Source organism: Streptomyces sp. ADI95-17 (genome assembly GCF_003846175.1).
GTDB lineage: Bacteria > Actinomycetota > Actinomycetes > Streptomycetales > Streptomycetaceae > Streptomyces > Streptomyces sanglieri.
The window spans coordinates 355,724-376,072 of sequence record NZ_ML123050.1 but is presented as its reverse complement, the minus strand read 5'-3'; the positions used below and the strand labels follow the sequence as shown (position 1 = coordinate 376,072).

The 20,349-nt window shown below is 71.0% G+C and carries 14 protein-coding genes and 2 pseudogenes; 9 read left to right on the top strand and 7 right to left on the bottom strand.

The features are described 5' to 3' along the window. Positions 1-206: 206 nt before the first annotated feature. Positions 207-495, bottom strand: a pseudogene (locus tag EES42_RS46550) (hypothetical protein); the annotation flags it as partial. A gap of 99 nt (positions 496-594) precedes the next feature. After that, positions 595-1,194, bottom strand: a complete 600-nt coding sequence (locus EES42_RS32415) for a TetR/AcrR family transcriptional regulator (protein ID WP_124721809.1) — start codon at positions 1,192-1,194, stop codon at positions 595-597. Between the two features lie 114 nt (positions 1,195-1,308). Here EES42_RS32415 and EES42_RS32410 point away from each other — a divergent pair, with 114 nt between their 5' ends. Continuing rightward, positions 1,309-2,361: an alpha/beta hydrolase gene (locus EES42_RS32410; RefSeq protein WP_124721808.1), complete on the top strand. Its 1,053-nt coding sequence runs from the start codon at positions 1,309-1,311 to the stop codon at positions 2,359-2,361. A 654-nt stretch (positions 2,362-3,015) separates the two neighbouring features. Beyond that, positions 3,016-4,395, top strand: a complete 1,380-nt coding sequence (locus tag EES42_RS32405) for an FtsW/RodA/SpoVE family cell cycle protein (RefSeq protein ID WP_124721807.1) — start codon at positions 3,016-3,018, stop codon at positions 4,393-4,395. A 231-nt stretch (positions 4,396-4,626) separates the two neighbouring features. Here the strand turns inward: EES42_RS32405 and EES42_RS32400 are convergent, their stop codons facing one another. From EES42_RS32400 to EES42_RS32390, 3 genes and pseudogenes are all read right to left on the bottom strand, one after another. After that, positions 4,627-5,586 carry an SDR family oxidoreductase gene (locus EES42_RS32400; RefSeq protein ID WP_124721806.1) on the bottom strand — a complete coding sequence of 320 codons (960 nt, stop codon included), beginning with the start codon at positions 5,584-5,586 and terminating at the stop codon, positions 4,627-4,629. A gap of 374 nt (positions 5,587-5,960) precedes the next feature. Beyond that, positions 5,961-6,737, bottom strand: a complete 777-nt coding sequence (locus tag EES42_RS32395) for a class I SAM-dependent methyltransferase (protein WP_124721805.1) — start codon at positions 6,735-6,737, stop codon at positions 5,961-5,963. Between the two features lie 105 nt (positions 6,738-6,842). Continuing rightward, a pseudogene (locus tag EES42_RS32390) lies at positions 6,843-7,733 on the bottom strand (NADP-dependent oxidoreductase); the annotation flags it as partial. 70 nt (positions 7,734-7,803) lie between these two features. Here EES42_RS32390 and EES42_RS32385 point away from each other — a divergent pair. Then, positions 7,804-8,397, top strand: coding sequence for a TetR/AcrR family transcriptional regulator (locus EES42_RS32385; protein WP_124721803.1), 594 nt, complete (start codon positions 7,804-7,806; stop codon positions 8,395-8,397). A gap of 498 nt (positions 8,398-8,895) precedes the next feature. Here the strand turns inward: EES42_RS32385 and EES42_RS32380 are convergent, their stop codons facing one another. Further along, complete coding sequence (locus EES42_RS32380; RefSeq protein WP_241196775.1) at positions 8,896-10,539, bottom strand: eCIS core domain-containing protein; 1,644 nt, start codon at positions 10,537-10,539, stop codon at positions 8,896-8,898. A 345-nt stretch (positions 10,540-10,884) separates the two neighbouring features. Continuing rightward, positions 10,885-11,076, bottom strand: coding sequence for a hypothetical protein (locus tag EES42_RS32375; RefSeq protein ID WP_206433693.1), 192 nt, complete (start codon positions 11,074-11,076; stop codon positions 10,885-10,887). 250 nt (positions 11,077-11,326) lie between these two features. On the opposite strand from EES42_RS32375, the gene EES42_RS32370 reads away from it, so the two are divergent. The 6 genes from EES42_RS32370 (at position 11,327) to EES42_RS32345 (ending at position 20,318) form a co-directional block, all read left to right on the top strand. Then, positions 11,327-11,905, top strand: coding sequence for a hypothetical protein (locus EES42_RS32370; RefSeq protein WP_241196728.1), 579 nt, complete (start codon positions 11,327-11,329; stop codon positions 11,903-11,905). 49 nt (positions 11,906-11,954) lie between these two features. Continuing rightward, a complete protein-coding gene (locus EES42_RS32365; protein WP_124721801.1) occupies positions 11,955-15,404 on the top strand; it encodes a CHAT domain-containing protein in 3,450 nt (1,149 codons plus the stop codon). After that, positions 15,388-16,065 carry a hypothetical protein gene (locus tag EES42_RS32360; protein WP_124721800.1) on the top strand — a complete coding sequence of 226 codons (678 nt, stop codon included), beginning with the start codon at positions 15,388-15,390 and terminating at the stop codon, positions 16,063-16,065. The genes EES42_RS32365 and EES42_RS32360 overlap by 17 nt, the downstream gene beginning before the upstream one ends. Then, a complete protein-coding gene (locus EES42_RS32355) occupies positions 16,065-16,742 on the top strand; it encodes an RES family NAD+ phosphorylase (RefSeq protein ID WP_124721799.1) in 678 nt (225 codons plus the stop codon). The genes EES42_RS32360 and EES42_RS32355 overlap by 1 nt, the downstream gene beginning before the upstream one ends. Positions 16,743-16,800: 58 nt before the next feature. Then, a complete protein-coding gene (locus EES42_RS32350; RefSeq protein WP_124721798.1) occupies positions 16,801-17,898 on the top strand; it encodes a macro domain-containing protein in 1,098 nt (365 codons plus the stop codon). Between the two features lie 527 nt (positions 17,899-18,425). Next, complete coding sequence (locus EES42_RS32345) at positions 18,426-20,318, top strand: hypothetical protein (protein ID WP_164495408.1); 1,893 nt, start codon at positions 18,426-18,428, stop codon at positions 20,316-20,318. Positions 20,319-20,349 lie beyond the last annotated feature (31 nt).

Here is a 20,349-nt window from a genome sequence, read left to right as displayed (position 1 = left end):
CTGTTCCTGCGGGCGGGGGCCTTGAACCGTCTGTTGCGGTCTTCGGGGAGCCGAGCGTAGGCGTTGAAGCGCTCGACCTTGCCGTTGGTCTGCGGCCGGTAGGGGGATGCGCTTGTGGGCGAAGTCGGCCGCGGATAGGGCCTGGGTGAAGAGCTTGGACTTGCAGCGTAGTGGCGTATCGGCTCGCCGGTCGGGCGTTCCAGTCAGGCCAGACGGTTCAGGCCGTGACGGGTCAGGATCCGGTGCACCGTAGAGGCGGGCAGTCCGAGGGTCGCGCCGATTCCCGGATCGCCCTCGGCCTGCCATCGGACTTACTCGTGGGCGGTCGTCCGCGAGATTTGAGCTCCTCGGCCCATGTGAGCGACCGGACGGCAGGAGCAGACCCGGAGCAGACCTGGAACAGACCTGGAGCAGGCCCGGAATGGGCCCGGAACAGGCACGTTGGATCAGCCGTCGCCTGCCATGAACAGTCAGCCGGGCATTGCGGTGGGACACGAAGACCTCCGCGTGGCGCGTTCCTGGTCAGCTCCACCACACCGGAGGTCTTCCCCTTTGATCAGGGCCACGTGTCAACAAGGCTCGTGATCAATGCATCTAGTTCCTCCCGCTCAGTCCGTCCAGCACCAAGTCGGCCAAGCGTTCCGGCAGTTCCGGCTCGATCGGGCGGTGGCCGAGCAGGGAGCGGGTCTGGAGCGGGGAGCAGAGCAGTTCCAGCGCCAGGGCCGCGTCCGTGTCCGCCGGGAGTTCTCCGCGTTCGACGGCCCGGCTGATGATGACGCCGGCCTGATCGAGGCGGGACTTCCAGAAGGCCTGCCAAGCCTCGGCGAGGTCCGGGTCGTCGGCGCTGAGCGAGGCCGCCCGGGCAACCGAGCGGCCGGTCGGGGTGGCCAGGTACTCGGCCAGTGCGCGGGCGAAGGCGGCCAGGTCGGTGCGGACGGATCCAGTGTCGGGGACGGGGATGCCCTCGTCGCTGCCGGCCAGCATGGCGTCCAGCACGAGCTTCTCCCGGCTGCTCCAACGCCGGTACACCGTTGTCTCGTTGACCCCGGCGCGGGCCGCGACCTCGGCGATGCTGAGGCGGGCGATGCCTTCCTCGGTCAGCACCTCCATGGCGGCCGCCAGAACAGCTTGGCGGACGCGTGCGGCGCGGCCTCCAGGGCGGCGGCGGATCGGTTCCGCTTCTTGCTCAGTCATGTGTCGATCACCTCGATCACCACCTTAACGCAGGAGAGCTTGCGTTAAATGTGGTCCGGGTGCATAGTCGCTAAAGCAAGAATTCCGGCTTTAAGTGCAGCAGGAGGCATCACCATGTCTTTCACCTGGCCCCTGGATCCGCAGGACCTGTTCGTCGAGCGCTACCCACAGATGACCCTCGGTCTCCCCGCCGACGAGGTGGACGTGGTCCGCGCCGCCGTCACCGAGATGTGGCCTGACCGGCCCGGGAGCTGGGTGTACGAGTGGTCCGCTCTCGCCGCCCGGCACGCCGAGGCCGGATCCCACCGCCTGGCCGCGCAGGCGTACGGCTGGGCCAAGTTCCCCTCACTGGCCGACGACCCGAAGCGCACCGCGCTCGCCCGCCAGGTCGAGCAGTACACCCTCGCTGCCCCCGGCTTCCCGGTGGAGTTCGAGCGCCGCACGCTCACCGTCCCGTACCGCGGCGGCGAGGCCACCTTGCCGATCCACCTGATTGCCGCCCCCGGCCTGCCCGCCGACGCGCCGGTCGTGCTGGCCAGCGGCGGGGTGGACTCCTGGAAGACCGACCTGCACGGAATGTGGGAGCAGCTCGCGCTCGCGCTGCCGGCACGGTTGCTGCTGTTCGACATCGTCGGCACCGGCGAGACCGCCCACCTGCCGATGACCCCGGATGGCGGGGCCGAGGTGATCGCCGGACTGGTCGCCTTCGCCCGCACGATCGGCAACGGGAAGGTCGGTCACTTCGGCATCTCGATGGGCGGTTACTACTCTGCCCGGACCGGACTGACCGGTGCGGTGGACGCCTCCGTGGTGCTCGGCGGCCCGGTGGAGCGCTCCTTCGCCCCGGGCCGCGGCTTCGCCTTCGGCATGGACGGCATCGTCGGCAATGCCCTGGGCTTCGACGCCATGCCGAGCACGGCCGAGCGAGAGGAGGCGTTCGCGGCCTTCGACCTGCTCCCCCTGCTGGACCAGGACGCCAATGGGCCGATGCTGGTGGTCAACGGCACCGAGGACGTCCACGTCCCACTGGACGACACCCTGGTGTTCGAGGGCCGCCGGGACACGCGGGTCGAACTGATCCCGGACACCGGCCACTGCGCCATCTCGCGCTTCGGTGAGGCGATGGCCGTGATCGCTCCCTGGCTGAGGAACACCCTGATCGGCTGATCCGACGGTCCTGTCGCGACACGGAGCCGCCGAGCCGCGAACGTCGTGTGTGGTGTCACCGAGAGGAGAGACCACGCACGGCGCCGCGGCTCCGCGTCGGCGCTTGAGCCGTGTTTTGTGCGACGAGCCGGACGAGGCAGGTTCTGGGGGAGGCGGAAGCAGCGCTGTCATCGCACGTGGGAGGCTTCGCCTCCCGGCTTGGGTCGGTTCTCGGTTTGGTGTCCGGTCCTGGGTGCTGCGGGCCGTGCTGATCCGTTTTGTTTCATGGGGCGTTGAGTGTTGATGGGCGGGTGTCGGCGTCGGGCAAGTGGTGAGGATTGCCCGGTCAGGGGAGCAAGGGCTCCCAGGGCGCCGTCACCGCAACCTGGAACGTCGAATGGACCGCCCCCGCCCCCCGATCACTGCACCGGACGGGCCTGAGCAAGGCCGGCAATGCCACAGGCACCACAGGAACCGCACACGGTTTCTTCACGTCTAAGGCGATAGCCGAGGCAACAACGCCGACGACTACGGCGGTTTCGAAGGCGCCGTTCCAGACCACCACCGCACCGACTCCCAGCCCCGGCTCCGGCCCGGTCTTCTGGAGGAGAGCAGAAGGTTGCCTCCTCGCTGTGCGGTCAGCAGCATGCAAGCCGTGAGAGGCCCCGCCACACGATGAGCAGCACCACAGACACGTCGACGCACCACACACACGCGATCGGCGCACCGAGCCGGCGCAACACCGAGCTGGCGCTGCTGGTGTTCGCGGTCGCCATCACGGCGTTCGCCTACGCCAACGCGGGCCTGGCCATCAACAATCAGGTGCCGTCGGGTCTGCTGAGCTATGGCGCGGGCCTGGGCCTGCTGGCCGGCGTCGCCCATCTCGTCGTACGGAAGACCGCGCCGTACGCGGACCCGCTGCTGCTGCCGCTGGCTACGCTGCTGAACGGACTCGGCCTGGTCGTCATCTGGCGGCTGGACCAGTCCGAGCTGCTGCAGTCGATCAAGCAGGCGGGAACGGCTGCTCCGAGGCAGCTGATGTACACGACGATGGGCATCGCCCTCTTCATCGTCGTCCTGATCTTCCTCAAGGACCACCGTGTCCTGCAGCGCTACACCTACATCTCCATGGTGGGCGCACTGTTCCTCTTGCTGCTGCCGTTGGTCCCGGGCCTGGGCGCCGACATATACGGAGCGAAGATCTGGATCCACGTCGGCAGCTTCAGTATCCAGCCCGGTGAGTTCGCCAAGATCGTGCTCGCGGTCTTCTTCGCCGGTTACCTGATGGTCAAGCGCGACGCGCTTGCCCTGGCCAGCCGCCGCTTCATGGGCCTGTATCTGCCGCGCGGACGCGACCTCGGCCCGATCCTGGTCATCTGGTTCCTCTCGATCCTCATCCTGGTCTTCGAGACCGACCTCGGCACGTCACTGCTGTTCTTCGGAATGTTCGTCATCATGCTGTACGTCGCCACCGAACGGACCAGCTGGACCGTCTTCGGGCTGATGATGTCTGCGGCCGGTGCCGTCGGCGTCGCCTCCTTCGAGCCGCATGTTCAGCAGCGTGTCCAGGCCTGGCTCGACCCGATGCACGAATACATGCTCAGCCGCCAGAACGTGGACGGTCACTCCGAGCAGTTGATGCAGGCGCTGTGGGCGCTCGGCTCCGGCGGCACCCTCGGCACCGGCCTCGGCCAGGGCCACTCCGACCTCATCCGGTTCGCCTCCAACTCCGATTTCGTCCTCGCGACCTTCGGCGAGGAGCTGGGCCTGACGGGCATTATGGCAATCCTGCTGATCTACGGCCTGATCGTGGAGCGCGGCGTGCGCACCGCCCTCGCCGCCCGTGACCCGTTCGGAAAACTCCTCGCCATCGGTCTGTCGGGCGCATTCGCCCTGCAGGTCTTCGTTGTTGCCGGCGGTGTGATGGGCCTGATCCCGCTGACCGGAATGACGATGCCGTTCCTGGCGTACGGCGGTTCCTCCGTCATCGCCAACTGGGCCCTCATCGGGATTCTGATCCGCATCAGTGACACCGCACGCCGCCCCGCGCCGTAGCGTGCACCCATCACGTCTTCGTACGTACCGTCGGTTCCGGCTGAACGGATTCGGCGGTTGCCCACCAGGGTTCGCGGGCTGGCAGTATCCGTTCGACGGGTGAGGGGGCCGGGGATGGCGCCCCCGGGTACCGGCCGCCCCCGGCCGGGCCTGAAGCGGATCGCCGTCCCCCCGCACCCGCTTTCGGGAGCGCTCGGAGCCCCGCCGATTCGTACGTCGCGGGTCGGGGGATCAGCGGTAGTCGTCGGCGGGGCTGTCCTTCCCGCCGTATGTGATGTCCTCGAAGTACGCCCAGGCGTCCGGCTGGCTGCCGTCGACGTCACGTACGTCGTAGACCCTGGCCAGCTCCGCGCTTGAGGTGGACTTCCCGTTCCATCGGGCGGACCGGTCCGGGTCGGCGGCGAGCGCGGCGACCGCGCGGGCGAGGTAGTGCGGTGACTCGGCGATCGCGAAGCCCGGTTCCTGGGCGATGGCGTCGCGCCAGTTGTCCTCGCTCACGCCGAAGTGGGCGAGCATCTGTTCCGAGCGCAGGAAGCCCGGTGTGACGGCGACCGCCGTGCCCCCGTACTCCGCCAGTTCCTCGCCCAGCCCGAACGCGATCCGGATCGGGGCGTTCTTCGCGAGGTCGTAGTAGAGGTTCTCGCGGTACCTGCGGTTGGAGACCGCGGTGCCGTCGGTGACCTCCACATGCAGGGGTGCGTCGGAACGGACCAGGAGAGGGAGGGCGAGTGCCGCGGTGATCACGTGCGAGCGCACCCCGAGCTCCAGGATGCGCAGCCCGTCGGCGAGTGGTGTCTCCCAGCTCTTCTTGCCGAAGACGGAGCCGACGAGCAGGTGCTCGCCGCCCCAGAGGTCGTTGACCAGGATGTCGAGCCGTCCCTGTTCGTGGTCGATCCGTTCGACGAGGGCGCGTACCCGGGCCTCGTCCAGGTGATCGGTGGGGACGGCGATGCCGGTGCCGCCGGCCACCGTGACCAGTTCCGCGGTCTCCTCGATGGTTTCCGTGGTCCGGCCGACCTCGCTGGTGTGCTCGCGGGTGGTGCGGCCGGTGACGTAGACGGTGGCGCCGGCGCGGCCGAGTTCGACGGCGAGGGCGCGTCCGGCGCCGCGGGTTGCTCCGGCGACGAGCGCGATCCGGCCGACGAGCGGGCCGTCCTGGCCGGTGTGCTGGGTGGTCCTGTTCTTGTTCATGGCACCACGGTGCACGTTAAAGGCGACAGCTCATGTCTTCTTTTCTTCCCGTGTCGTTTCGCTCTGCGGGGTGCACCCACGACCTGCGTGGCCGAAGGCGACAATGCCCCCGTCCCACCATGCCCCTTCGGGAGGCTCGATCACGGCTCGTGGCCCGCCCGGGACAGCGCCATCGATCGGGAATCACCAAGCCGAGCTCACGCAGTCGCGGCAGGCAGACCTCCGGGCACGCCTCCAGAGAGACGGCGTCCGTGCGAGCCAGGAGATCATCCCGAAACGGAGCCCCGCTCGCGACGAAGGGCCAGGGCTTCGTCGCAAGAACCCGCCAAGGCCGGCTGACACCTGCCGCCCCGGGGCCGGGCGGGTGGGATCACCTACTTGCCGGCGCGGGCGACGAGCAGCGGTTGGAAGAAGCCGGTCTCCTGCGGCATCCGCCACCCGAGGTCGACAAACCCGGCCTCGGCTGCGAGGCCGGTCAGCCGGTCCCGACCGAGTGCCCAATAGGTGGTCCGGCGGACCTGGACGCGCCATTCTCCGTCTGCCGGAAGGAGTTGGAAGTGCTCCAAGTCGTAGTGCTCGCCGTCGTCATGCCAGTGCCAGAGTTGGAAGGTGACGGCACGTTCGCCGTCGTCGGCGTGGTCGGCGATCCGGTGGACCTGCGGCGGTGTCGAAGCCGGGCGGTCGCGCACCAGGTCGTCGTAGGGGCGTGTGCTGGCGAGCAGCAGGCCGGAGGGGCGCAGCACGCGGTGCATCTCGGCCAGGGCGGTGCGCGCATCCTGCTCTGTCAGCAGGTGAGGCAGTGAGTTGTCGGCGCAGACGACGGTGTCGAACCGGCCATCGGGAAACGGGAGGCGCCGCATGTCGGCGACGGCCGTGCGCAGGCTCAGGCTCCGGCGGGCGGCCTCACGGGCAGCGCGGGCGGCGGCCCGGGGGCTGAGGTCGGTCCCGATGACATGGTGCCCGCGCATCGCCAGGCCGATGGCCTGCGTGCCGATGCCGCAGGAACAGTCGAGCACCGCCGCACGATCCTGCCCGATCAGGGCGTCCAGGGCGTTTCCCTGCCGGCGGATGCTCGCGTTCCAGTCCGGGTAGATCAGGTGGTAGTCGTCGGCCAGTTCGTCATAGAAGTGCGCCACCGATGTCTCGGGCATGGCCCGAGACTACTGTCCTCTCCCCGGAGCGGCCCTGGTCGCCCCGGAATCCGGGGAATTCGGTTTGCCGAGCCCGGGCCGCGTGACTGCGCGGGTATCGGCTCGGACGACGATGACCCGGCGCCCGCGCGTGTGACCGGCATGGCTGTCGACGTGCGCGGCCGCGGCTTCTGCGAGCGGGTACGACTTCTCGACCGGGATGTGGAGCTTTGCCCGCGAGATGAGGTCGGCGGCTTCGGCGAGGGCTCGTGGCACGTCCCCGGTCACACCGGAGAACCGGGCACCGAGATCCGGCGCGGCGAGATCGGCGATGGAGATCACCTTCTGCGGGTCCCCGGTCAGTTCGACGAGCTCGCGGATGACGCCCGAGCCGGCCAGATCGAGAGCCGCGTCGACATGGCCGAGCTGCTGCACCCGCTCGGGCCAGCCCTCGCCGTACGTCGTGGCGAGGGCTCCCAGGCCGCGCAGATAGTCCTGGTTCGCGGCTCCGGCCGTGCCGATCACCGTGATGCCGCGGTCGCGGGCGATCTGCAGCACCGCCGATCCGACTCCGCCGGACGCGCCGCTGACCAGCAGCGTCTGTCCGGACTGCACACCGGCCTGGCGGATGATGCGCAGCGCGGTCTCCACCACGGAGGGGTACCCGGCCGCCTCCGTGTAGGTCAGGCCCTCCGGGATACGGGCCCAGGCCGACAGCACGGCGAATTCGGCATAGGTGCTTGAGCCTCGCCCGAATACGCGGTCGCCGGGCTCGACCCCTTCGACGCCTTCGCCGACCTCGTCCACCACCCCGGCGGCGTCCTGCCCGACTCCGGAGGGCAGCTCGATCGGACGGACCTTCTGGAACTGGCCTTCGCGGATCCTCCAGTCGACGGGGTTCACGCCCGCCGCCCGCACGGCGATGCGTATCTGGCCGGGGCCCGCGTGGGGTTCCTCGGCGTCGGTGAGTTGCAGGACGTCCGGGCCGCCGAACTCGGCGAAGCTCATTCTCTTCATGAGGACGACCGTAGCACTAACGGTTAGTGTTTAAAAACGGTTTCAGTTTTGTATTTGGTAGTGTCAGGGCATGACCGTGCCGTCCGGACGTCGTGAGCGCAAGAAGGCCGCGACCCGCCAAAAGATCGCTGAGACCGCCCTGCGGCTCTTCCTGGAACGCGGGTATGAAGCGGTGGGAATCCGTGATGTGGCCGCCGAGGCCGATGTGGCCGTCACCACGCTGTTCTCCCACTTCGCCTCGAAAGAGGCCCTGATATTCGAGCAGGACGACGACTTCGAGCAACGCCTCACGCGGGCGGCCACCGACCGGGCGCCGCACGAGCCGCTCATCCCTGCGCTGCGCCGCGAGATCCAGGCTCTTGTGCGGCATTGCACGGCGGACAGCGCCGCCCCGATCTGGCGCATGATCGACGCCTCGCCCGCGCTGCGGGAGTACGAGGAGTCGATGAGGCTGCGCCATGCGGAGTCGCTGGCGACGGCCATCGCTGCCGATCTCGGCCTGTCCCGGACCACAACGGCCTGCCGGGCGATCGCGAGGTTCGTGATCGATGCCTATTCGCTGGCCCGTGAGGCGCCCGATCCACAGTCCGCGGTGGACGAGGTCTTCCGGATGATCGAGGCGGCCTGGGAGGCCAACTGCCCTTCTGTCGGCAGTCGCGGGTGACCTCACGCGGCCGAGGGTCCGGGTGACGCGCCGGCCACCGCGGCGACCTGCGAAGCCGGTGTCGCCGGCTCGAACTCGCTGTTGGCATGCGGTGCGATGGTGACCGATCACCCATGACTCCGGGCCCGCCGTAGCGGCAGGCCCGCACCGGGCATCCCGGCGATCGGCATGGAAACCATACCCACGGTGTCGGAGACGTCCGCGGCACGGATTCGAGTCGTCCGCTTCCGGCCGGGCGTGCGCGATGTCCGGCTCGGCGTGACGAAGGGCGTCCTTGCCGGGCTCACGTTCCAGTGCCAAGCCGAGGGCCGTCCCGCAACTGCTCCTCATCTCCGGTGGGAGACGGCCCGCGGCGGTCAGTGGAAGATGAGCTCGACTTCCTTCTCCATGCAGTACTTCATGACGGTGACCAGTTGGCGTACGTCGTCGATGCGTCGCCCAAGGACTGGTCCACTGACCACGCCCGAGGTGACCTGAAGATCATTTACGGGACAGTCCTCAGCCCAGCGCCTCCACCAGAACGCGGGGCAGGAAGGTGGAGGTCGGGACGCGGACCTCCACGCAGAAGTCGGACAGTTTCATTCCCGCGGCGTCGGTGTCGAGCTCCCGGTTCTTGTAGATTTGCTCCTTCACCCGGAATCGGCCGGTCGACGCCTCCTTGACAGGGATCGATCCGGTGTACCCGTCCAGAATGAGGGCCCCGTTGTCGACGCGACCGAAGGCGGGCAGATCGAATTCTATGTCCCCGCCGGATTCCTGGGCGTTGGGCAGGAGTCCGGCGAGCGACACCTTCTCTTTCTCGACGACTGTTTCCTGCGCGGTGTTCAGTTTGATGTAGATGTATGAGCCCTTGATTTCCATGGGGTGGATCGGTTCACCGTAGTAGAAGAACTTCGTCTTCTCCTTGTTCTGGGAGATCCCCTGATACCTCCCCTTCTCTATCTCGTCCATTCGGATCATGAAGTAGGTGTAGTCCCGCATGTGGTCCCTGCCCAGGGCGCCTGCCAGCCGGTCCACTTCCCCCACCGAGGTCACCTCGGTCCAGGCCCCGGCGTCGAACGGATGCGGGGTGGCGTTCACGGTAATGCTCAGGATTTCGCGCAGGAGGCGAGCCTGTCGCTTCTTGTCCTTGGCCGCGTTCGCGGCCTTCAGTTCGTCCCCCAGAGAGGTGAGGTCCGTGAACCGGTCATTTTCGAGCGGAGAGAAGTGCCGGCCGTCGTAGTCCGTGTCATCCCCGCTCTTGGTCGGTTCCGCGCGGAGGCTGGTGTTGGGGCCGAGGAACTGATTGCCTCCCTGCCACTCGTAGAAGGCGTAGCGAATTTCTTTGAGGTTGTTTCCCTGGAATTCGGCTGTGTCGCCCCCGCTCGTCTTGACCAGCGCGGCGCGGAGCCTTTTCTTGAAGTCGTCCCGGTTCATGTGCGGCGGAATCTCGATCTTCAGATTCGCCAGCATCTTGTCGGTGATCACCTCGGGAACCGCTTGGCGCAGCAGGGTCGCCTGCTGCCCAGAATCCAGTGAGTCCAGCGCGCCGCTCAGCTGGGAGTGGGCAACGACGTGATGCGCGGTCAGTTCCCACCCGTTGTGCGTGTCGCCGGCGGCGTGGGGGTTGTCGCTGCGCATCCGCTGTACGTACGGGTCGCCCGAGCCGGGCGCGAGGGCCGTCGCCTCCGCCGCTTCACGGGCCGGGGCGTTGCCGGACAGGACGCGTGTGGCATGTGCTTCCGCCTCCCGTTCGAACCGGTCGGACGGGTCGGAGACCCGGAGGCCGCCGCCGTTGTCGGTGCCGCTCACAGGGCCCTGGCGCTGCTGGATGACGTGGGTCAGCTCATGGGCCAGGGTGTGCCGGTCACCCCCGCTGTCGCCCAGCACGATGTGGTTTCCCGAGGTGTACGCGCGAGCGCCGATCTCGGCGGCTGAGGCGCGGGCGGCGCCGTCGTTGTGGACGCGTACGTCGGTGAAGTCGGCGCCGAACCGGGCCTCCATGTCCGCACGGGTTCCGCCGTCCAGGGGCTGTCCGGCGGAGCGCAGTACCTCGTGCACGGCGGAACGCTGCACCGATGGTTGTCCGCCCTGCTCATGCTCGCAGCCCGCATCGTGCTGGTGCGTCCCCTCGGCCCACGGGTGGCCCGCCTGCCGCAGCATCTGGACCACGGCCGCGTTCCCCGTCGTGCTCTGAAGCCCGAACAACCCCTGTGGGGCGGCGCTCTCGGCTCCCTCCGGTGCGCGAGAAGACTTGCGCGCCGTCGAACGGTCCTTCTCGGCGCCGTCGCGGGCGGGGCTATGGGCGTGTGGACGCATACGGGGTGGCCTTCCGGCTGGGCGGGGTGAACATCCCCTGCATACCCGGGATATACGGTGTTGGGCCAGGTCTCCGGGGGCAGAGAGCATTAGCCGGTGGGGCGGCAGGGCGACTGCGTGTGAGGACCCCTCCGGCGTACGGCTTGTTCCTCGTCTTCGGCGATTCGCGGCTGGGTCGGGTGGGCCCGTTCAGGAATCAAGCTCCTTCATGATCTTGCGGAGCGCACGGGCACCCCGCTGCGACATCGCTCGCATCACGCCGTCGAGCAGGGCACGGCCTTCGAGAGGGTTCCCGCAGCAGTACCAGTGCACGTTGCCGAACTCGTCGTCGTGCCACAGCTCACGCTCGGGGCGGTGGACGTAGTCCTTCCACAGGCGCAACGCCGCGCTGACGTCCCCCGGTTGGAGATAGTTCCGCGTGCGTACGATGCGAACGATCTCGAACGGCGTTCTCGAACGGTTCGCCGACCTGGCGGTTTCGCCGGACGTGTCGTTCCGGCTGGTCGCCTACGGGCCGTCCCCTGGGCGACTTCCGGGCGCGTTGTTCCCAAGCCCCGCCGGCCCCTGCTTCGCTGGACCCATGACATGACCGGACCGTCGTGACTTGATCGTGCACCGGAGTGGGGGATGCGTGGACGTCGGGAGTGCGACCGCCCTGTCGGCCGCCGTCGTGGGGGTCGTCGGGACGCTGCTGTCCGCGCTGCTGACCCAACGCGCCGCCGACCGCAGCCGGCAGCACGAGCGGGAGCGCGCCGAGCTGGTGCGGGAACGGCGCAGCGAGGTCAAGGAACTGCGGGCGTGCTACGTAGCCCTCAACACCGCGGCACGGCAGTATCTGGCCGCACTCACCGACCAGGTGCACGCCCTGAGCCGCGACGACTCGACGCCCGTACGGCAACGGCTGGCCGAGGCGCGCGACCAGCACCGCGACGTGTACGCGGAGGCCCAACTGCGGGTGCCGGACCGGGTCCTCGACCTCGCGGGCGACCTCAGCCGCGAACTGGGCGCGGCCTACGGGATGGTGCGACGCCTCGACGGTGGCGTGCCGCGCGAGGGGGACTCGGCAGCCGCCGTCCAGGAACGTATCGACGTGCTCTGGTGCCGTCTGCGGGAGATGCGCCGGGAGATGCGGGCCGAACTGGGCGTGCCCCGGGTGTTCCGTGGTCGAAGCCCGGGAACCCGTCGTCCCACGCCCGACGGATCGGCATAGTGGTGTCGTTGCCGAGGGCGGTTCGGGCTCCGGGGGAGAGGAAGTGCCGATGAGCGACCAGGCGAGCGGTGGTGTCCAGGGCCTGCGTACCCGGTCGGCGGAGGCGGCGGAGAGGGTCAGAGAACTGATCCCGGCCATGGGGGCACGAGCGGTGCCGCCGGCGGCGTACGACAGGTCGATCGGTGAACTCGACCAACTCGTGCGGTTGTTGGACCACGATCCGGTGCTGCGCGGCGCGGTGAGTGTATGGCTCGGTGGCGCGCTCGCCCTGCGGCTTTCCACCGGGGCCGGGACCGATACGGACCGGGAGCGGGCGGAACGGCTCCTGCGGGACGCGCGGGACCGCCGCACGGCGCTCGGTGCCACGGTCGGCACACAGGAGCGGCGATGGGCGGCGCTGTTCCTGCTGACGCTCCTGACTCCGATGCGCTCGCAGCCGGGCGCGCCGGGGAACGTGCCGGACCTCGCCGCGTTCGTCGACTGGTTCACGCGGTCCGGGCCCGACGGGGTGATGACCTTCGCCACGGAGATCCACGAGCTGACCGACGACATCGCGGAACTGCCGCTGCCGCCCGAGTTCCTCACGGAGTACCGGCGGTTGCGGGAGCTGTTCTCGGCCAGTACGGGACCGGATTTCACCGAGATCCTCGCGAACGTGATGCCCGTCGGCGATCCCTTCGCGGATGTGCTGCGGCAGACGATGGGGCGGATGTTCAATGGCGGGGGGCCGGGAGCGGAGGGGCCCGAGGGGGCAGCGGCCGACGGCGCGGGGGGCGAACGGGATACCCGAGCCGCGCCCGCGGAGGAGGAGGGGGCAGCCGCGCCCGCCGCGGAGGGGGACGCCGCGCCCGCCCCCGACCCGGAGCCCGAGCCCCCGCTCGCCCTCGGTGACATCCGGCGCATCGCCGCCGCCCTGGACGCAGTGAACGCCACCACCCACGGGTTCGACGAGGCGCTCAGGAACGGCGATCCCCAGGCGCTCAACGAAATGCTCCGGAAGCTGCGTTCCGTACAGGACATGCCGCCGCCCGGCCTCGACCCGACGCCCGGTATCGAGGCCCTGATGGCGCTGCTGCTCAACGTCAGTGCCGGCGTCGGAGGCACGATCCAGGACCAGTCCACCGGCCGCGCCCACGTGGACGCCGTCGCCCGCTACTTCGAGAACTACGGCGGCCCGCTGCCTCCCGGGTTCCGGGACCCGGCCGTCCTCGGACGGGCGCAGGCGCTCTACGCCAAGGTGCTCGACGCGGGCGACGCGGAGGACGGGGAAGCGCTCCGCGGCCTCGTCGACGACGCGGAGGAGCTGGCCCGGACCGCCCCCGAGGGCCATCCGTTCCGCTTCGTCGTCGAACTGACCCTGGGAGCGGCCCTGACCCGACTCGGCGCTGTCATCGGCGACCTGGAGCTGATCCGACGCGGTACCCCTTTCCTGGAGCAGGGGATGGCCGGTGCCCGCGCGGTCGACTTCCCGTTCGCGGAAGCGACGCCCCTGCCCACCGGCCCGGACTTCGCTCTGCTGCGTGCCGCCCTCTCCGGCGGGACGGCCCCCGGCGTCGACCACGTCCCGCCGCCGGCGGACGCCTCCACGGACGAGGTCTACTCCGCCGCCCTCTCCGCCGGACTGCAGTACGCACTCACCCGCGACCAGGCCGTCCTGGACATGCACATCGATGAACTGGAGCGCGTCCGGGGCGCCGTACGGGAGGGCAAGGCGCCGCGGATCGCCGCGGAGGCGCTGTGGAGACTGGCCGAGGCCTACCGCGAGCGCGGCGTCCGCGACCAGGACGTCCAGGACATCAGGGCGCTCGGCGCGGCCGAGGAGGCGCTGACGGCGCTCGCCGCCGACGTACTCCTCCAGGCCGGTGCGGAACACGGACTCCTCACCGCCCGCTCCGGGGCGAACCGGGGCGTCCAGGCAGCGCTGTGGGCGGCCTCGCAGGGGCGGCTGCACGAGGCGGTGGCCGTGCTCGAACTGGGGCGGGCCCTGGTGCTGCACGCCGCGTCCACCTCGTCCGCCGTACCCGAACTCCTCGACGCGGACGGCTACCACGAACTCGCCGAGGCCTGGCGGGAGGCCGTCGCGGCCGGGGCGGACGGAGCGCCGGGCGACGCCCGGGATCAAGGGGTACCCGGCGAACTGCCGAGCACCCTGCGCCGCCGCGCCCTCGAAGCCCTCGGCTACCGCCGGCGGGGCGGACTGCTCGGCACCCCCACGCCGGCCGACCTCGCGGACGGGGTCGCGGCGAGCGGCGCCGACGCGCTGGTCTACCTCGTCCCCGGAGAGGACGCGGAAGCCGGAGTGGCGATCATCGTGTCGCCCGAGCGCGGCCTCGCCATGAAGGTCCTGCCGCTTCTGTCCGGCGCCGAGAACGGTCCGGTGGAGCGCTACCTCGACGCCACCGCCCTGATCGACGCCGCGGCCCCCGACGACGCGGCCGCCGCCCAGAGCTGGGAGCAGTCCCTGGGGGCGCTGTGCGACTGGGCCCACGACGTGCTCGGCCCCGTCGTCACCGCCCTGGAGGAGGCGCTGAGGCCCGGCGGCGACCGGGCGCAGGAGCCGCTCCGCGTCGTCCTGGTGCCCTGCGGCCGCCTAGGAATCGTCCCCTGGCACGCCGCGCGCGGGCCCGGCGGGACCTCGCCCGCCTACCTGTGCCGGACCACGGTGTTCAGCTACGCGGCGTCCGGCAGCCAGTTCCTGCGCACGGTGCGGCGCGCACCACGGGACCCGGCGGCCGCTCCCGTGCTCCTCGCCGATCCCACCCTGGGCCTGACCTACGCCGAGGTCGAAGTCCTGGCCCTGCGGAACGCCTTCTACCCGGGGGCCCGGCTGTGCGGAGGGATGTTCGAGGTCCCCGAGGACGAACTGCTTCCCGGCACCCCGGAGGAGGTCCTCGGGTTCCTCACCGAAGGGGCCTCTCTGCTGCACGTCGCCTCGCACGGATCGGCGGGTGTCCGGCCCACGGTCTCCGCACTGCACCTCGCCGCCGAGCCCGCGGGAGACCCGCCCGCCGAAGCGGACGGTACGGACCCGGGCGACCTCACCGTGACACGGCTGCTCGACCAGCCGGTACGCCGACAGGCGACCGCAGACGGTCCGTTGGTCGTGCTCAGTGCCTGCCGGACCGATCTGAGCACCCGTGATCACGACGAGGCCCTGACGCTCACCACGGCGTTCGTCTCGGGCGGCGCACGGGACGTCGTCGGATCCCGGTGGGCGGCCGACGACGGCACCGCGGCCCTGCTGATGGCGGTCTTCCACCACTATCTGAACGCCGAAGGGCTCAGCCCCGTCGACGCGCTCAGGGCCGCCCAGCTGTGGATGCTCGATCCCGGCCGCGAGACCCCGGGCTCGCTCAGCGGTGTGCTGCTGCGGCAGGCGGAGAGAACCGACCTGGACCGCGTCCCGCTGTGGGCCGCGTTCATTCACCAGGGGCATCCCGGCCCGGCAGGGACGAGGAAGACAAGCGAAGGAGGGGGACCGGATGAACACGAGTGGTGAGGGCCCGGCGGGCCGGCTGCTCGCACTGATCGGGGAACATCACGCCGCCGTCCGCGCGGCGCTCGACGACGAGCAGTACGCGGTGCTGCTCACCCGGCTGGAAACGCTCGCGGCGGTGGTACCCGACGACGGCATGGCCGTCCGCAGGGCCTGCCAGGGAGTCCGTCTCGCCCTGCTGGCGCTGCCGTTCGACCATCCCGTACGGCCCGCCCTGGACGCCGTACGCCTGGTCGCCGCGCCACCCGAACCCGCCGTGGTCATGGGCGCGCGGGAGCTGATGGCACTGCTGGCGCCCGCGCGGCAACCGGCACCGGACATGCCGGACGGCACCTCGGACGAGATCCTCCGCGCCCCGGCCCTCTCCAGGGACGAGGCACACGCCCGGTGCGGGGGAGCGGCGCCGCCGGAACTGATCAGGTTCGCGGACCCCCGGGGCGGCGAGCGCTACCCGGAGTTCCAGTTCCCCGAGGGCTGCGGAAGCCCGTACGAGGTGGTCATCCAGGTCAACCGGCTGCTCCTCGCCGACATCGACCCCTGGGGGGCCGCGGCCTGGTGGCTCAGCGGGAACACCTGGCTGGGCGGGACACCCGCGGCGCTCCTGGGCCGGCTGCCCGACCGGGAACTGGTGGGCGCGGCCGCCGCGCTGGTGGAGGGGGACTGATGACCGGCATCTTTCCCATGACGTCGCTGGAACTGCGGCCCGTCCTGCACGTGCTCCCGGCCGGGACCGAGCTGTGGCGGGTGCACAACATCCGTTACGCGCCGGACGAGTTCAATCCGAAGCTGGCGGATCCCTTCGAGTTCAAGGACGGCAGCCGCTTCGACGGCACGCCGCTCGACCCGTACCACTGCCTGTACCTCGGGGACACCGCGACCACGGCCCTCGCGGAAAGCGTGCTGCGCTCCCGTCCCTTCGAACTGCCCGCCGGGCGGCGGCGCATCCCGTACGCCACCGTCCTGCACCGCACGCTGAGCGTGCTGCGCACCCGGTGCGAGCTGACCCTGGTCTCCCTGATCGAGGCGAAGGACCTCGCCGCCGTCTGCCAGGAGTCCACGCTCCTGGAGGACGAGCGCAACTATGTGTCCGCCCGGCGCTGGGCGAGTGAGATCCGGGCGCAGGCACCCGAGGCCATGGGACTGATCTGGCAGTCCCGGCACAACCGGCCGCAGCGTGCCCTGGTGCTGTTCCACGACCGGTTCGCGCACTGCGACGGCAAGCCGCTGGACGTGGTGCCCACCTCGGGGATCCCGCAACTCGACTCCGACGCGGGCATCGACCGGGCGAACCAGTACCTCGAACCGCTGCGTGCGGAGATTTCACGGCCGCGACGGGAGTGACGCCCGCGAGAACCCGGACCGGCTTGTCCACAGAGGGACGTGGTGCCATGGTGATCGCATGGCATCGCTCCAACCTGACCTTGCGTCAACTCTCGAAGAGATCAGGGAAGTCCGGCGCATCGGCCTCGTCCGGCTGCGCGGCCGCCCGCTGCCGCACCTGGAGTCGGCGGCGGCCGTGGCCGCGACGGGCGCCCGTACGCCCGGTGCGGCCGTCGAGGCGCTGCTGCGGCGCGCCGTGTCGCTCCTGGACGAGGGCACGCTCCGTACCACCGCCGAGTACACCCTGGGTCTCGCGCAGGGCACCCGCGACTGGCCGGCGTCCTCGCGCCGGGCCAGGGCGGCCTCGGTGTACGGGGTGAGTGTCGAACGCTTCCGCAAGGACCACGAGGTGATGGTCCTGGGACAGGTCGCCGAGCACGTCGTACGCCTGGCGACGGCACCGGCGGAGCCGGAAGCGGAGGAGGGGGCGTCCCCGGGCGGCGAAGGGGAGCGGAGTGCCGTCACGCACCGCACGGTGCGGGTGCTCGTCGGAGGCCGCCAGGTGGTGCTCACCGTGCACATGCACCCCGTGGACCTGCTGCGGGACGTGGACGTGGTGGTCTCGCCGATCAACGTCCACCTCGCGCTGCCCGAGGCGTACAAGTCCTCCGTCGCCGCGTCGTTGCGGCGGGCGGCGACCGTGTGGGGGGTGACCGGTGATGTCATCGACGACCCGGTCCACGACGGGCTGCGCGAGTGGGCCGCCCGGCACAGCACTTCGGGGCGCGCCGTGCTGCCCGGCACCGTTGTCGCCACGGGTTCGGGCGCCCTGACCGCGCAGGGCGTACGGCGGATCCACCACGCCGCGATCGCGGTGCCCCGGGCCGGCACCAATGACTACGACGTGCTGCCCGCCCATGTCACGACAGCCGTGTCGCGGACCTTCGCGGTGCTGGCCGAGGAGTCCGGGAAGACGGCCCCGCCGTTGCGGTCGGTGTGCTTCCCCCTGCTCGGCTCGGGCCGCGGCGGGTTGCCGTACCACGTCAGTCTGGGCGCCGTGTGGGCCGCCGTCGAGGCGGAGTTGGCGCGCGGCGCGGACTGGGACGTCCACTTCGTGGTGCGTACGCCGCAGGCGGCTGGCCTGGTGGCGCGGATCGCGTCCAGGATCCGCCCGTAACGTGCCCGGTCCGCGACCGGCCGACCCGTTGGAATGGAGCTGAGCCCCTCCGCCAGGCAGATGGCGCGGCGAGAGCGGCGCGGCGCATTCGTGTCGCCGGAATCGCCGTAGGACGCGCACGGTCGTGACCCCGCCCGACGGCACCGGTCGGTGAGCGATGGGGTGGTGAGCGGGTTGAAGGTGTGGCGTCCGGTCGTCCGCGCCGGTGCCGAGGAGTGCCGTGCCGGCAGCGCGGGGCGGCATGGGCGGCGCGGCCGGAGGGCGGGCGTGCACGGGGTGCCGCCGACGAGGAACGGAGGGGATTGTTCCGGTCGTGGCCGGCTGATGGAGTCTCCGGCGAGTTCTGTCCGCGGTTCACGGAAGTCGCCCATGCGCACATCTGACGTGGAATCATCATTCCTCCTCTGCAAGGGGTTTGGGTGATCACGGCGGCCACCGGCGCGTGGCCTCGGCAGCGCCCGGACCGCCACGGCGAGCCGGGGCACGGACGGACTACGGGGGGCTGTGGTGTGCTTGGTGTCTGTCCGGTGTGCGCGACTCCGGAGGACCGGCGGGACATCTGCGCGGTCTGCGGCTGGCGCCTCCACGACGACCCGGTGCTCGGCGAACTGACGGCAGCGGACCTGGCAGCCGCCGAGACCGTCCTCCGGACGGCGGAACACGCCTGGGACCTGCGCGCGGCGGTACTCGCCGCACCCGGCACGGGCGATCACCCGTGCCTCGCCGCGGTCATCAGGGGCGGCCCGCCGCAGGGGGACGAGGCGGAGCGGTCCGGGGCCGTTCTCCCCGGCGGCCGGAGCGCCCCCGACGACCTGCCCGCGCGGGCCGGACCCGGCGCACCGCTCGACGAGCTCCGGCACGGCCGCGCGGAGCTGTCGTTCGTGGAGTGCGCGCCCGACGGGCTCCACCTGACCCGGGTGACCTTCACCGAAGCCGGAATCCCGGTCCTCCGCGACGCGGACAGCACCCCCTGGCGCACGGTCGTGCCCGCTCTCGACGCCGACGCCACCCTGCGCCGTTTCCAGCTCGCGGGCGGCAACGGCACCCTCCCGCCCGTGGACCGCCAGGAGTTCGACGACGCCGTACGGGAATGGCTCACCCTGAGCCTGCCGACCGTCCCGGGGACCGCGGCCGTCCTGCTGCGCCCGGCGCCGGGCTGGGAACTGCTGCGGCGCGCGGCCGCCGTGGTGGCCCGGGACCACGCCGTGCGCCTCGAACTGCCCGCGGACCGCGCCGCGTCGGTGGAACCGGGACACCCGGGGGAAGCGCCCGCCCGCCGCCTCGCCGCCGACCGGGTGCGGCGACTCCTGCGTACGCTGCCGCTCCTCGCCGATCACACACTGCTTCTGGCCCGCGCCGACCGGGACACCGGCGCCGTGCGCCCGCACAGCCATGTGCTCTTTCCCGCGGGCTCCCGGCTGGCCCCGGGCGAGACCGCGACCGCCGAGGTCACGGTGTACGGCGGAGCCACCGGCACTACCCCCCTTCACCTGCCGGTCCTCGCCGGGACCCCGGCCGCGGACGGCAACGGCGCCCCGACCGTGACCGTGCACCGGCTCAAGGTCGGGGCGCTGGAACCGGCACGGCTCACCTTCGTGCTGCGCGGCCCCGGCGAGGTGGACCTCGTCGCCCCCGCGAGTGAGCGGCCGCCCGAGCAGTCCTTCGTAGACGTGCCCCGACTGCTGTCCGGTCTGCCCCGCCGGATGGTGCGCCCGCCCCGCCTCGATCTGCTGTTCACCGTCGAACTCAGCGGCGCCGACCTGGCCGAGACCGAGGAACGCCTCACCTTCGTACGGGACGTCGCCGCCCTCCTGGCCCGCAGGGATCACACCGGCACCGCCGTCCGGGTCGGAGCCGTAGGCCACTACGACCACACGGACTACGAGAGCACCTGGGCCAAGGAAGGCACGCTGCTGCGGGCCCCGGTCGTCGCGCGCCCGCCCGCCGAGCTGCCCCGGGCGCTGGCCGACTGGGCACCGGCCCTGCGGCGGCAGGACACCGTGTCGTCCCTGGAGGACGCGCTGCACGCGGTGGCCTCGCTGTCCGCCGTGCGCTCCGGCACCGCGAAGGTGTGCCGCGTCCTCCTGATCGTCGGCCGCCGGCCACCCGCCCCGTCCCGTCAGCACGGGGTCGTACGGGCCTGCCCCCGCGGCACGGACTGGCGGGCGGCGCTCGCCCGGCTGCGGGCGGACGGCTACCGCGTACTGGCCCGGGCGGACCCCGCCACCGGACCTCCGCCGCCCGACGCGGCGGGCAGACAGACCAGGCGCTACGCGGCCGAGGCCTGGCGGGCCCTCGGCGCCGACGGGGTGCTCCGTCCGGGTATCGACTCGGCCCAGGACGCGGTCCGGGCCCTCGACCCGCCCTGGCGGCACGAGGGCCCGGAATGCCCGTTCGCCTTCGCCGCCCCGCTCATGTGACACCGCCCCACGACATGGCCCCAGCACGAGG

Coding starts and splice junctions, on each gene's coding strand:
- EES42_RS32405 (WP_124721807.1), top strand. CDS start 3,016: ATGAGCAGCACCACAGACACGTCGACGCACCACACACACGCGATCGGC.
- EES42_RS32380 (WP_241196775.1), bottom strand. CDS start 10,539: ATGCTGCGGCAGGCGGGCCACCCGTGGGCCGAGGGGACGCACCAGCAC.
- EES42_RS32355 (WP_124721799.1), top strand. CDS start 16,065: ATGACCGGCATCTTTCCCATGACGTCGCTGGAACTGCGGCCCGTCCTG.
- EES42_RS32400 (WP_124721806.1), bottom strand. CDS start 5,586: ATGAACAAGAACAGGACCACCCAGCACACCGGCCAGGACGGCCCGCTC.
- EES42_RS32365 (WP_124721801.1), top strand. CDS start 11,955: ATGAGCGACCAGGCGAGCGGTGGTGTCCAGGGCCTGCGTACCCGGTCG.
- EES42_RS32410 (WP_124721808.1), top strand. CDS start 1,309: ATGTCTTTCACCTGGCCCCTGGATCCGCAGGACCTGTTCGTCGAGCGC.
- EES42_RS32385 (WP_124721803.1), top strand. CDS start 7,804: ATGACCGTGCCGTCCGGACGTCGTGAGCGCAAGAAGGCCGCGACCCGC.
- EES42_RS32415 (WP_124721809.1), bottom strand. CDS start 1,194: ATGACTGAGCAAGAAGCGGAACCGATCCGCCGCCGCCCTGGAGGCCGC.
- EES42_RS32395 (WP_124721805.1), bottom strand. CDS start 6,737: ATGCCCGAGACATCGGTGGCGCACTTCTATGACGAACTGGCCGACGAC.
- EES42_RS32360 (WP_124721800.1), top strand. CDS start 15,388: ATGAACACGAGTGGTGAGGGCCCGGCGGGCCGGCTGCTCGCACTGATC.
- EES42_RS32350 (WP_124721798.1), top strand. CDS start 16,801: ATGGCATCGCTCCAACCTGACCTTGCGTCAACTCTCGAAGAGATCAGG.